The following is a 13,077-nucleotide window of genomic DNA, read 5'->3' on the forward strand; positions in this document are numbered from 1 at the left end:
CATGAGTGACACCCTGGAGACCCGCCACCGCGGCGGGAGCGCGGTCCGCTACGTCCTGCTGTCGCTCGGTGCGGTCGCCTTCCTGTTCCCCTTCTACTACATGGTCGTCGGCTCGCTGCGCGGGACGACGGTCGGTGATCTGTCCGCCGCGGTCCCGTCCGGGCTGACCGGCGCCAACTACACGGCCGTCAACGGCGCGATCTCGCTGGGCCGTTCCCTGCTCAACTCGGGGATCATGACCATCGGTGTCCTGGTCTGCACGCTCGTCTTCGGCGTACTCGCCGGCTACGCGCTCGCCCAGCTGCGCTTCCGCGGCAAGGGCGCCGTCTTCGCCGCACTGCTCCTCGTACAGATGATCCCGTTCCAGCTGCTCACACTGCCGTTGTACGTGCTCGTCGTCCGCGACTACGGGCTCGGCGACAACTACCTCGGCATGATCCTGCCGTTCGCGATCAACTCGACGGCTGTGTTCCTCTTCCGCCAGTTCTTCTCCCAGCTGCCGCAGTCCCTCTTCGAGGCGGCGCGGATCGACGGGGCGAGCGAGCTGCGGATCCTGTGGCAGATCGCGCTGCCGATGGCACGTCCGGCGGTGCTGACCGCGCTGCTGCTGACGTTCATCGGGCCGTGGAACGAGTTCCTGTGGCCGTTCCTGGTCACCAAGAACGCCGACATGCAGCCGCTGGCCGTCTCGCTGGCCAGCTTCCTCTCCAACCTCCAGGGCACGGTCGCCAACCCGGCCGGTGCCCTGCTGGCCGGCGCATGTGTGCTGGCCGTCCCCGCGGTGGCCCTGTTCCTCCTGTTCCAGCGCCACTTCACCTCTACCGACATCGACTCCGGAGTAAAGGGCTAATCGCCATGAGCAACACCACCGTCGCCACCGACATCCCCTACCGCATGGTGCGCAAGGGCGTGGTCATGTCCCCCCTGGCCGGTGAGGCGAACGAGGTCGAGGGGGTCCTGAACCCCGCCTCCGGCCGCACCCCGGACGGCACGCTGCACCTGCTGCCGCGCCTGGTCGCCGAGGGCAATGTCTCCCGCGTCGGCCTCGCCGAGGTCACCTTCGACGAGACGGGCGTCCCCGGCGCCGTCGAGCGCCGCGGCGTCGTCCTCTCCCCCGACGAGGGCTGGGAGCGCGGCAAGAACAACGCCGGCGTCGAGGACCCCCGCATCACCTGGGTCCCCTCGCTCGGCAAGCACGTCATGAGTTACGTCGCCTACGGCCCGCTCGGCCCGAAGCCGGCGCTCGCCGTCTCCGAGAACCTCACCGACTGGACCCGCCTCGGGCCGGTCCAGTTCCAGTACCAGGCAGACCTGGACACCGACCTCAACCTCTTCCCGAACAAGGACGTCGTCCACTTCCCCGAGCCCGTCCCGGGCCCGGACGGCGAGATGGCGTACGCGATGCTGCACCGTCCGATGTGGGACCTGGGCTGGTTCCGTCCGGGCGAGGGCGTGCACCTGCCCGCCGGTGTCACCGACGAGCGTCCCGGCATCTGGATCTCGTACGTTCCGGTCGCCGAGGTCGAGGCCGACATCCGCGCCCTGACCCGCCCGCGTGACCACCGCCTGCTGGCTCTGTCCGAGTTCCCGTGGGAGTCCCTGAAGATCGGCGGCGGCCCGGCCCCGATCCGCGTGCCCGAGGGCTGGCTGCTCATCCACCACGGTGTCTCCGGATCCATCGAAGACCCGTGGGCGCAGAACCAGAAGGTGTCGTACGCCGCCGGCGCGATGATCCTCGACCCGGCCGACCCGTCGAAGGTGCTCGCACGCTCCGACAAGCCGCTCATGGCCCCGGAGACCGAGGAGGAGATCTCGGGCACCGTCCCGAACGTCGTCTTCCCGACGGCCATCGAAGAGATCGACGGCAAGCTCTACGTCTTCTACGGCATGGCCGACGCGCACATCGGCGTCGCCCTCCTGGAGCGCACGGCATGACCGGCGGCGCCCCCGCACCTCTCGGAGTCGGCCTGGTCGGCTGCGGCGGGTTCGCCGAGTTCGTCCTGGACGCCGTCGCGGACCTGCCCGGCCTGCACCTTGCGGCCGTCGCCGACCCCTCGCGCGAACGCGCCGAGCGGCTCGGCGCGCGGCACGGCGTCCCGGCGCTGGCTTCCCTCGACGAGCTCCTCGAACGGGACGACGTGGCGGCCGTGCTGATCGCCACACCGCCCGCCACTCACGCCGCGATGGCCATCACCGCGCTGGGTGCGGGGCGCCATGTCTTCTGCGAGAAGCCTCTCGCCACCACGACCGAGGACGCCTCGGCGGTCGCCCACGAGGCGCGGCTCGCCGGGCGCGTCCTGGTCGTGGACCACGTGCTGCGCTACAACCCGCTGCTGCGGGCCGTGCGACACCTCACCGAGCGGGGACTGCTCGCGCCCCCGCGCCGGTTCCTGTTCGAGAACGACGCCTCCGACGAGGACCTGGGCCCGGACCACTGGTTCTGGGACCCGGCACACAGCGGCGGCATCTTCGTCGAGCACGGTGTCCACTTCTTCGACGCCGCCCGCGCACTCCTGGGCTCGGACCCGGTCAGCGTGCGGGCGACCGCCGTGGCCCGGCCCGGAGGCCCGGTCGACATGGTGAGCGCCGACGTCGTCCACCCCGGCGGCGTCCTCGCCTCCCATCTGCACTCCTTCACGCACGCCCACCGTGCCGAGCGTCAACTCATGCGTCTGGACCACGGGTTCGCCGAGACGCGGATCAGCGGCTGGATCCCCGTGCAGGCGAAGATCTCGGCGTGGACCGACGAGGAGGGCGCCCGCCGCTGGGAGCAACTACCTGACAGACTGTGCGAGTTGCTGTCCGTCGACGGCTTCCGGCCGCACGGCGAGGAGCGGATCACCGTCCGCGTCGAGCGTGACGCCGGCTCCGCCGCCCCGGCCCGAGGGCGCGGCGAACAGCGCACGGTCCCGCACCACGTCACCGCCGTCCTCGACCTGGGCGGCGAGGCCCGCAAGCCGTACGTGTACGCGCAGAGCGTGCGTGCCGCGATGGCCGATCTGGTCCGGGCCGTCCGAGAGGACACGCCGCCGGTCGCGGACGCCGTCAGCGGATTCGCCGCGGTCGCCGTCGCCGAGGCGGCCACCCTCGCCGCCTCCACCGGCACCGAACAGGGCGTCCCCTCCCCCGACCTGACCGTCTCCGAGGGAGCCTCCGCATGAGCTGGTGGCAGGACACGGTCTGCTACGAGGTCTACCCGCGCGCCTTCGCCGACTCGGACGGCGACGGGATCGGCGACCTGCCGGGCCTGACAGAACGCCTTGAGCACATCAAGGATCTGGGCGCGGACGCCGTGTGGTGCACCCCGTTCTACCCGTCGCCACTGGCCGACGGCGGCTACGACATCGCGGATTACACCGGCGTGGCATCGGACCTGGGAACGGACGACGACGTCACCCAACTGATTTCCCGTGCACATGAGTTGGGCCTCAGATTCATCATCGACCTGGTGCCGAACCACACCTCCGACCAGCACCCCTGGTTCCAGGAGGCTCTGGCCGCGGGGCCCGGTTCGGCGGAGCGGGAGATGTACCTGTTCCGACCCGGCCGTGGCGCGGACGGCGAACTGCCGCCCAACGACTGGCAGTCGGCGTTCGGCGGCCCCGCCTGGACCCGGGTCGCGGACGGCGAGTGGTACTGCCACCTCCACGCCGCCGAGCAGCCCGACCTCAACTGGCGCAACCCCAAAGTGCAGAGCGCCTTCACCGAGGTACTGCGGCACTGGCTCGACCACGGCGTGGACGGCTTCCGCGTGGACGTCGCCCACGCCCTGTTCAAGGCGGAAGGGCTGCCCGACGCGGGCCCCGGCCAGCACACCGACCCGCTGCGCAACCACCTGATGCCGTACTACGACCAGGAGGAGCTGCACCCGCTCTACCGCGAATGGCGGGCCCTGCTGGACACCCATCCCGCACCCGCCGGCGCGGCGGCGCCCCAGGACCGGGTGATGGTCGCCGAGTCCGCCGTCTTCGACCCTGCCCGCCTCAGCCGCTACATCCGGCCCGACGAGATGCACCAGGCCTTCAACTTCGCCTTCCTGGAGGCACCTTGGGAGGCAGCGGAGCTGCGCCGGGTCGTCGACGGCTCGTTCGCCGTGCCGGGCAGCGCGGTCACCTGGCTGCTCTCCAGTCACGACGCGGTCCGCCCGGTCACCCGGCACGGCTCCCTGGCGCGCGCCCGTGCGGCCGCGCTGCTGATGCTGGCCCTGCCCGGCTCCGCGTACCTCTTTCAGGGCGAGGAGCTGGGACTGCCGCAGGCCGACGTACCCATCGACCGCATCCTCGACCCTCTGTGGGAACGCTCGGGTCGCACGGAGCGCGGGCGTGACGGCGCGCGTGTGCCGCTGCCGTGGACCGGTGAGCACGCACCGTACGGATTCAGCACCGTGGCGCCCGACCGCACCTGGCTGCCCCAGCCGGACGACTGGTCGGGCCTGACTGTCGCCGCGCAGCAGCGGGACCCCGACTCGACGCTCGCCCTGTACCGGGCGGCACTGCGGATCCGCCGCACCCATCCGGCACCGGACCCGACGGCCCCGCCGACCTGGCTGTCCGCACCCGACGCCCCGTACCTCGCCTTCCGCCGCGGCGCGCTGGTCTGCCTCGTCAACCTGGGCGCCGAGCCCCTGCGCCTCACCTCACTCGGTCTGCCCGGCCGGGCGACGCTCCGCAGTGGACCGTTCGACGGCGACACGTTGCCGCCCGACACCGCGCTGTGGCTTCTCGACCCGACCGCCCCCGCCCATCTCGCCGAAAGCGACACCGATGACACGCGCGACTGACGCGACGCACCGCACCGACCTGTCCGGACTCGTCAAGGCGTACGACGTGCGGGGCGTGGTCCCCGACCAGTGGGGCGAGGTGACGGCCGAGCTCTTCGGCGCCGCGTTCGTCCAGGTCACCGGCGCGGACGCGATCGTGACGGGCCATGACATGCGTCCCTCGTCCCCCGGCCTGGCCCGCGCCTTCGCCCGCGGCGCGACCGCGCAGGGCGCCGACGTCACCGAGATCGGCCTCTGCTCGACGGACCAGCTGTACTACGCGTCCGGCTCTCTCGGCCTCCCCGGCGCGATGTTCACGGCCTCGCACAACCCGGCCCAGTACAACGGCATCAAGATGTGCCGCGCCGCCGCCGAACCGGTCGGCCAGGACACGGGCCTCGCCGAGATCCGCACCTTGGTCGAAGAATGGACGGACAACGGCGCCCCGGCGACGGCCGACCGGACGGGCGCCGTCACCACCAGGGACACCCTCGCCGACTACGCGACGTACCTGCACTCTCTCGTGGACCTGTCGGCGATCCGCCCGCTGAAGGTCGTGGTCGACGCCGGCAACGGCATGGGCGGGCACACCGTGCCGACGGTCCTCGCCGGTCTGCCGCTGGACATCGTCCCGATGTACTTCGAGCTGGACGGTACGTTCCCCAACCACGAGGCCAATCCGCTGGACCCCGCCAACATCGTCGACCTGCAGGCACGCGTGCGCGCCGAGGGCGCCGACATCGGTATCGCCTTCGACGGCGACGCGGACCGCTGCTTCGTCGTCGACGAGAACGGCGACCCGGTCTCACCCTCCGCTGTCACCGCGCTGGTCGCCTCGCGGGAACTGGCGCGGCACCCCGGGGCCACCGTCATCCACAACCTCATCACCTCCCGCACGGTGCCGGAGGTGATCCGCGAGGCGGGCGGCACACCGGTCCGCACCCGCGTCGGCCACTCCTTCATCAAGCGGGAAATGGCCCGCGCGGGCGCCGTCTTCGGCGGCGAGCACTCCGCCCACTACTACTTCCGCGACTTCTGGAACGCCGACACCGGCATGCTCGCGGCCCTCCACGTCCTCGCCGCCCTGGGCACGCAGAACACCCCGCTGTCCGACCTGACCAGCAGCTTCGAGCGCTACGCCGCCTCTGGTGAGATCAACTCCGCCGTTGGCGACCCGAGCGCGCGCACCGCGGCGGTGCGCGCGGCATGGAGCACCCGCCCGGACGTGACGCTCGACGACCTCGACGGCCTGACCGTCAGCGGAACCGACTGGTGGTTCAACGTCCGCCCCTCGAACACGGAGCCGCTGCTGCGACTCAACGTCGAAGCCCCGACCGAGTCGGCGATGCGCGCCCTGCGAGACGAGGTACTGGCGACGATCCGCGCCTGAGCCTGCGAAGTCATGGCGAAGCTCATCGGTATCGCAGAACCGCCGGCCGCCCCTGGTCAGGAAGCGGCAACTGCGGCACCGGCCTGAGCCGTGCGGTCATAGTCTCGTTCGTGGACGAGGTCATCGAGGTTCTGAGACGGGAGTTCGAGGCAGAGGAAGGAAGCTTCCTGCTGCGGTTGCGTGGGGATCTGGAGTGGGATCGGACTGCCTTCAGCCGTCTCGAGCGGGCGATGCGGACCGCCTGCGAGTGCTCCCAGGGCAGCGAGAAGCTCGATCGATGGCTGGCCGAAGGGTTCTATGAGATCGCGACGTGGGTACCGGTCTGGACCTCACATCCGAACTTTCCCAGACCGACCCCCGCGGCCTACTACGAAGACTGCACTGAACGAATCAGCGATCTGGCCGGATGGTTCTTCCGGGGTTGGCACAACTACGGCGAGGGATACCAGTGGTCCGACGTGTGAGGGCCTACAGGTTCTCCCCCCATTCGGCCTCTCGATCAGGATGGCCCCTCATGATCAGAGCCTCGTTCAGAAGAGACTGCCGGTTCGTCAGGCGACGGTTCAGAACCGCGTTGCCGCGGACCTTCCGGCCGCGCAGGTCAGCGATGACCTCAGCAGTGCGGCGCCAGTCGCGCACGGTGCCGACCTCGGGGTGGAGCCGGCCGGCGGCGACCAGACGAACCAGGGCGGCCGGGTCTGGCCGTAGGTCACTTCCGAGGTGGTGTAGTCGAAATGCGTGAGGTGGGCCTGAACGGGGCCGGCGAAGGAATCGAAGAAGTCGAGAGTGAAGGGTTCGCGGCTGCCTGGCCGAACCACACCAGACGGCCGCCCAGGGCCGGCCGCGCCAGGGCCGCCGGCAGCCTGGTGCCTGCCGCCGACCGACTCCAGGGCTACGTCGTAGCGGCCCTAGGCGTCCTCCACCGAGGTGCCCAACTCGGCGGCGCCGAGCCACAACAGTTTCGCTCCGCGTTCCGCGGTGGCGCTGACCGCCGTCACCTCGGCACCGGTGGACGCCGTCGGGTCGGTCACGTGCCCCACCACGCCGCCGACGGCCGTAAAAGACTCCGTCACCGCCCGCGTGAAGACGTGGTCAGGCGGGCTGCCACAGCTCGACCCGATTGCCCTCAGGATCGGTGACCCAGCCGAATCGACCGACACCCTCCATGTCCTGCGTTTCCTCGGCCACGTCCGCGCCCTTGGCGCGCAACTGCGCGAGCATCGCGTCCAGGTCGCGGACCCGGAAGTTGAGCATTGTCTGCTGGGCGCGGGACCCGAAGTAGTCGGTCTCGGACTCGAACGTCGCGAACACCGTCAGCCCGGCTCCCTGACGCCACAGGCCGTGCTCATCGGCGTCCAGGCCCAGGCAGTCGCGATACCACGCGCTCAGGGCCGCCGGGTCGTCGGCCCGCATGAAATACCCACCGATACCAAGCACACGTTCCATGCCGCCATCTTGCCAGGACATGGGACTTACCTCTGGTTCCCAGGGCCTCTACTTGGCGTTGTGTGCGACCTGCGCCAACTCCTCGGCGGACTCTGCGGTGGGCTATCGTCCTGGCAGGCCACTCGTACGGCGGTGCCGTCATCAGCTCAGCTCAGCTCAGCTCAGCTGCCGCAGGCAACCCGACGTGAAGTCCCTGGTGTTCATATCCGCGCTGATGCCTGACATCGGCGAGAGCGGCATATCCCTGTCCGCCCGCTTCCCCAGCACCCTCGCCACGGCTACTGGCGAAGTGCCCTGCCAGACCGGCACTACGAGCGGGACCGACCTGTACCGCAGGCGTGACAAGGTGCACCCCGTGTTCGCCGCCTGCCTGCCGGAAAGCCAGGCGAACGTCCTGAGGGTCACTCAACGGCCGGCCTCCACGACCGCCTTCTCAGAGAAGGCCAAGGTCACGGCGTGGAAGAGCCTCCCGTCTTGGGCCGTCGTAGGCCGACAGGACATGACCGTCAGCCCGGACCAGGAGCGCTTCCAGGCCAAGCGGGCCGACTCCCACACAGTGAAAGCTTTATCAGTTCACAGGAAGCGCTCGCGCTCTACTTGTCCCTGTCAAGCGATTTCAACCCAGATGATTTTCCCGTTCGACCTGTAGCGGGTTCCCCAGCGCTGGGCAAGAGAGGCGACGATCAACAGGCCGCGCCCGTCCTCATCTTGGGCCCGGGCATGACGCAAATGCGGCGATGTTGCGGCTTCATCGGAGACCTCGATCGTCAACGTGCTGTCGCGTATGAGGCGCACAGTAGGAATACCGCTGGTATGCCTGATCACGTTGGTCACTAGTTCGCTGACGACCAACTCCGTGGTGAAGACGAGCGAGTCCAGGCCCCAGTCCCTGAGTTGGCGACTGGTCTGTCGCCTGCACGCAGAGACCGCACTGGGCTCCCGACTTACTGTCCAGGTAGCAATACAGCTATCGGGAAGGCGATGCGTCTGCGCGACGAGGATGGCGGTGCCGTCATCGGCACGTTGGCCCATCAGACGCTCGACGATGCTGTCGCAGGTGGCTTTCGGGCCGTCATCAGTGTGGGCGACAGCCTGCCGTAGCTCGGTAATACGTTCTTCTGAGCGGGGCCCCGGGCCCAGCAGCGACGGGGAGTAAAACGTCAGCGTGCTCTGCGGTGCGATGTGTTGGCGGTGCGACTCGTAACTTGCCCCCTGCCCCAGGGGCGGGCCGACCGGCAGGTCCACTTCAGTGACGCTGCCAGCCGGGGAGGTCAGCAAAGGCGGCGGCCACCCGGCGGCGGCGATGGCAAGTTCGCCGGTCACGGAATCGTAGACGGCGTACTGGCATCGCAGGGAGCCCGAGAGTGCCTGCGGGCAGGCAGGGTCCGGGAGGATGTAGCGGGCAGCGTCGTCGAGATGCACCAGCAGTTCATCTGGAGGGAGATCAAGGGCAGCAAGCGTGCCCACAGCGGTGCGGAAGCGGCCCATGGTGGCGGATTCATTCAGGCCTTGCCGGGAAACCTGCCCGATAACGAGCCCGACCCGCGCCCCAGAGAGCTCGATCACGTCGAACCAAACGGTCTGCCGGGCCCCAGGCGTGTAGAAGTGCGCTGTATTCACCGCGGAGAGATCGGGGAAGGACCGCGGCAGCAGACTGCGCTGCAGCGTGACAGCGGTGTTGCGCTCCCTCGTGTAGCAGCGCGCGTTCTCCAGGTGGGCCGACGCTTTCGCGCTCAGCTGTTTCGCCAACGCCACATCGGATGTATCGAAAGCAACGGAGTTTCGTCGCCCACGGTAGAAACTGGCCAGCCCCAACACACGCCCGCGGAAGGACAAGGGAACAATGATCATCGAATGGATGCCGGCATCCCGCAGTGCGCCCGCACGAGCGGCATCGTGCATCAACCAGTCCGACGTTGAGATTTTCGGGTCCAGCAGCCGCGGCGTAAGGTCTGTCAGCACCTGCATGTACGGGCTGGGAGAGACGAATTGACTCGTCTCTCCCACCGGGTAAAGGGCGTGCGTGTCGCCTGTTGATTCGAAAGCGGCTCGCCGTAGTGGTACGTCGATGGATAGTGGCGGCGCGGGTGCCTCGTCTCCTTGCAGGACTGCATCGACGAGGTCCACCGAAGTGGCGTCAGCGAAATCGTGAGTCGCGACCGAAGCCAAGTCACGAGACGTGCGCATGGCGTCGAGCGTGGTTCCGATCTCCGCTTCAGCCCGAGCAAGCAGATGTACCGCGGACTGAGCGCGTTCCTGGCCCGTGACGTCGTGGATCACGGCGCCGACGCCGATGGTCCGCAGCTCCTCTTGCAGCTTGAACGCGGTGACAGAGAAGATCTGCCGGCCTCCGTGCCCGTCGTGGCCGTGGACAGTCTCGTGAACTGCCGGTTCGCTGCCGCTCAGGACCCGCCCAAGAAGCTGTGTGAGGGGTAGACGCGAGCCGAGGTCTGCAACCGGGTGTGCCAGAACGCGGTCTGCCGGGAGGCCGCGCATAGCGAGGGCGGAAGAGTTGCTTCGCAAGACGTGCAGATTGGTGTCGTAGGCCTCAAGGCCTGCAGCAGACTGCTCGAATGCTGCGGTTTCGAAGACGGCTTCGACCCCCGATATAGGGCTTCCGCAGACAGCGTCTCGAATGGAAATGACGGTATTTGAGCCCTCCCGCTCGGCGTGGAGCTGCAATGCCACTGGGTTGCCCGCGTGGGATTCGCCGAACTGATCGAGGAGACGACCGAGAAGCAGCCCCACAGGCTGGCCGACTATCTCGCGGGCCGAGGCAGGTGAGGTGTGGTTTGATTCATGGTGCCAGCCGACGACTATTCCGTTCTCGTCCACGGTGAATGAACTGTCGTGAGCCACGCTAGGCACCTCCTGGCACCGCTTCCCCACAATCCTGGGGCCGTGGATCCCCCTTCCAGGGTGATGAACTTCTGCGGCGTGGGCAACCGCACCCTGTGACAGCCGATCCGCGTGTGGCCGTCGAAAGCGCCCTCCGCCCCCCTACGCGCTGCACCGTGGTCAGCACTGGTCAGTGGTGGTCCTCCAGCTCGACTCGGCCTGCAATGGCCTACGCCCTGCGAGCCAACATGTCCGTGCACCGCGGCCGACGGGTGGTGGTACGGGTGGGTACATCGTTGATCGAGGCATGCCGCACGGCCATGAGCCCGTCCGGATTGAACTCCCAGTTCTCATTTCCGTAGGATCGGAACCAGTTTCCATCGGTGTCACGTGATTCATAAGCGAACCGCACCGCGATGCGATCGTCACCGAATGCACAGAGCTCCTTGATGAGCCGATACTCGAGCTCCTTTTCCCACTTGCGGGTCAGAAACTCGACAATCTCCTCGCGTCCCGTGACAAACTCCCTGCGATTTCGCCAACGCGAGTCCTCTGCATACTCTTTTGGATGGCTGTTTCCCTCGCGAAAGGAGGCACGGACGGTTGATCTGTCATGACTACTCCTGCGGGGCTGGCAGCGGCTCACGATGCCGCTGTCCTCGGCGGGCTCGGTCCAGTCGTCCAGCGGAACGGACAGGTACACCACGCCCTGGGGCGCCGAGTCGTCGAGCATCAGGCCTTTGGAGACCAGCGCGGGGCCGTCCTGCGGGCGCAACGGCTCGCCCGACCATGTCACCAGTGGGTCACCGGGCTTGACGGGATCGACGTTGGTCAGCATGGCCCCACCGGCAGCGCGTAGCGCCCCGCCTGCTGACCAGCCATGATCACCACTGGGCGAAGCCGTCGGCGATGTCGATCGCGGCGCCCTCCTGGAGAACCACGTAGTACGGGATGCCGTCCGGGCGCCCTGTAAGGAAGGAGAGTTCGTTCGATCCCGGATTCCCGAACACCGCCTTCACTCCATGATGACGAAGAATTCCAGAGAAGACGTCACTGACGGTAACCGCAAGAGGGCCCCTTCCGATGCGCGAACGGGTCGGCGCTCTGGCACTTCGACCAGTCCTACGCTGGCGCAAATCTTCGCGTTTGGGGCGCATGCCATCGTCGCGACGCCCGGAATGGCCGCAGACCCTGATTCTGATCCTCGGCCGCTAGAGCCCACGTGATGCCATTCGGTGGAACGCCGTGTTTCCCGTCTCTTTCCCGTCACGAGCTCTCCCCAACGGCGCGCAGGTGCAGTCGAGTTCACCTGCACCCGACTCGAGGACGACGCCTTCACGCCGGCCATCGACACGACCTTCTCGATGAGGATTTCTCGACGCGCTGAAGTGGTGCCCCTCAGCTAGAGTGACGTCGACAAAATGCTCATCCCGGCCTTTTCGCCGCCGCCCTCTCCGTTGACCCCCGTGTACGTCCGAAAGTGGTTCGTGGCGTTGCAAAGGGCCCGGCTCGGGCACTGAGCTCGCGTGACCCGTGGAGTTCTGGACGAGTTTCGAGAGGACCACACATGCCCTTCGCCACCGCCAAGGACGGCACGCAGATCTTCTACAAGGACTGGGGATCGGGCCAGCCCGTTGTCTTCTCCCACGGCTGGCCGCTGAACGCCGATGCCTGGGACCCCCAGATGAAGGTGATGGCGGACAACGGCTTCCGTGCCATCGCCCACGACCGGCGCGGTGGCGGACGCTCCGGCCAGCCCTGGGAGGGCAACAACCTCGACACGTACGCCGACGACCTGGCCGCGGTGATCGAGGCCGAGGACCTCCACGACGTCATCCTGGTCGGCCACTCCACCGGCGGCGGCGAGGTCACCCGCTACATCGGCCGGCACGGCACCGGCCGCGTCGCCAAGGCCGTCCTGGTCGGCGCGATCCCCCCGCTCATGCTCAAGACGGACGCCAACCCCGAGGGCCAGCCCCTTGAGGTCTTCGACGGAATCCGCGAGGGTGTGAAAACGGATCGCTCCCAGTTCTACCAAGACCTCAGCGGCTCGTTCTACGGAGCCAACCGCGACGACTCGACGGTCACGCAAGGCACCCGCGACGAGTTCTGGCTTTGGGGCATGACCGTCGGGATCAAGGCCGCCTACGACTGCGTCAAGGCGTTCTCCGAGACGGACACCACCGAGGACCTCAAGAAGATCGACGTGCCCACGCTGATCGTGCACGGCGACGACGACCAGATCGTGCCCATCGTGGCCTCCGGCAACAAGAGCTCGAAGCTCGTCAAGGACTCGATCTACAAGGTCTACCCCGGCGCCCCGCACGGTCTCGCGATGGTGCCCAAGTTCGCCGAACAGTTCAACGCCGACCTCCTTGAGTTCGCACGCAGTTGAACGTGAAGCCGGGATCGCAGAACGAGGCGAACTCGCTCGAACTCAACGACGAGATCATCGCCGAGCTGGAGATGCTCGTCGGCTTCGACGACAACCTCGTCTCGGAGGCAACCGGCTCTCCAACCGGCTGCGCGGCCTGTTCACGCAGGTCCACCCGCGCTTGGAGAGGGCGCTCGGCCCGCGCATGCAGCACCCGGCCGTCCGGTCTGCCCGTGACGATCGTCACTCGGTCCGGTGACGTCCGGGACA

12 protein-coding genes and 2 pseudogenes are annotated in these 13,077 nt (G+C 68.0%); 9 read left to right on the top strand and 5 right to left on the bottom strand.

The features are described from left to right. Position 1: 1 nt before the first annotated feature. From CG723_RS30510 to CG723_RS30535, 6 genes are all read left to right on the top strand, one after another. Positions 2-850, top strand: coding sequence for a carbohydrate ABC transporter permease (locus tag CG723_RS30510; RefSeq protein WP_100596751.1), 849 nt, complete (start codon positions 2-4; stop codon positions 848-850). A gap of 5 nt (positions 851-855) precedes the next feature. Beyond that, complete coding sequence (locus CG723_RS30515) at positions 856-1,935, top strand: glycoside hydrolase family 130 protein (RefSeq protein ID WP_100596752.1); 1,080 nt, start codon at positions 856-858, stop codon at positions 1,933-1,935. Then, a complete protein-coding gene (locus CG723_RS30520) occupies positions 1,932-3,161 on the top strand; it encodes a Gfo/Idh/MocA family protein (protein WP_100596753.1) in 1,230 nt (409 codons plus the stop codon). Before CG723_RS30515 ends, CG723_RS30520 begins: the two co-directional genes overlap by 4 nt. Then, the gene (locus CG723_RS30525) at positions 3,158-4,780 is read left to right on the top strand and encodes a glycoside hydrolase family 13 protein (protein WP_100596754.1); all 1,623 of its coding nucleotides are present in this window, start codon (positions 3,158-3,160) and stop codon (positions 4,778-4,780) included. The genes CG723_RS30520 and CG723_RS30525 overlap by 4 nt, the downstream gene beginning before the upstream one ends. Next, positions 4,764-6,149, top strand: coding sequence for a phosphomannomutase/phosphoglucomutase (locus CG723_RS30530; RefSeq protein ID WP_100596755.1), 1,386 nt, complete (start codon positions 4,764-4,766; stop codon positions 6,147-6,149). Before CG723_RS30525 ends, CG723_RS30530 begins: the two co-directional genes overlap by 17 nt. Before the next feature lie 110 nt (positions 6,150-6,259). Continuing rightward, a complete protein-coding gene (locus CG723_RS30535; protein ID WP_100596756.1) occupies positions 6,260-6,613 on the top strand; it encodes a hypothetical protein in 354 nt (117 codons plus the stop codon). 444 nt (positions 6,614-7,057) lie between these two features. Here CG723_RS30535 and CG723_RS46475 read toward each other — a convergent pair whose 3' ends face one another. Beyond that, on the bottom strand, positions 7,058-7,222 hold the full coding sequence (locus tag CG723_RS46475) for a hypothetical protein (RefSeq protein WP_159032582.1): 165 nt from the start codon (positions 7,220-7,222) through the stop codon (positions 7,058-7,060). A gap of 19 nt (positions 7,223-7,241) precedes the next feature. Next, complete coding sequence (locus CG723_RS30545) at positions 7,242-7,595, bottom strand: VOC family protein (RefSeq protein WP_100596839.1); 354 nt, start codon at positions 7,593-7,595, stop codon at positions 7,242-7,244. Between the two features lie 184 nt (positions 7,596-7,779). Here CG723_RS30545 and CG723_RS30550 point away from each other — a divergent pair, with 184 nt between their 5' ends. Then, the gene (locus CG723_RS30550) at positions 7,780-8,244 is read left to right on the top strand and encodes a hypothetical protein (protein ID WP_199841948.1); all 465 of its coding nucleotides are present in this window, start codon (positions 7,780-7,782) and stop codon (positions 8,242-8,244) included. On the opposite strand, the gene CG723_RS30555 is transcribed toward CG723_RS30550, so the two are convergent. From CG723_RS30555 to CG723_RS48730, 3 genes and pseudogenes are all read right to left on the bottom strand, one after another. Continuing rightward, on the bottom strand, positions 8,202-10,454 hold the full coding sequence (locus CG723_RS30555; RefSeq protein WP_159032583.1) for an ATP-binding SpoIIE family protein phosphatase: 2,253 nt from the start codon (positions 10,452-10,454) through the stop codon (positions 8,202-8,204). The genes CG723_RS30550 and CG723_RS30555 overlap by 43 nt on opposite strands. Before the next feature lie 208 nt (positions 10,455-10,662). Further along, positions 10,663-11,048: pseudogene (locus CG723_RS30560) on the bottom strand (DUF1348 family protein). A 269-nt stretch (positions 11,049-11,317) separates the two neighbouring features. Beyond that, complete coding sequence (locus CG723_RS48730; RefSeq protein ID WP_100596759.1) at positions 11,318-11,590, bottom strand: thiamine pyrophosphate-binding protein; 273 nt, start codon at positions 11,588-11,590, stop codon at positions 11,318-11,320. Positions 11,591-12,000: 410 nt separating this feature from the next. Between CG723_RS48730 and CG723_RS30570 the strand changes: the two genes are divergently transcribed. After that, complete coding sequence (locus CG723_RS30570) at positions 12,001-12,828, top strand: alpha/beta fold hydrolase (protein ID WP_100596760.1); 828 nt, start codon at positions 12,001-12,003, stop codon at positions 12,826-12,828. A gap of 47 nt (positions 12,829-12,875) precedes the next feature. Then, positions 12,876-13,030: pseudogene (locus CG723_RS47960) on the top strand (IS110 family transposase); the annotation flags it as partial. Positions 13,031-13,077: the final 47 nt, after the last annotated feature.

This window comes from Streptomyces sp. CB01635 (assembly GCF_002803065.1).
In the GTDB taxonomy this organism is placed as follows: domain Bacteria; phylum Actinomycetota; class Actinomycetes; order Streptomycetales; family Streptomycetaceae; genus Streptomyces.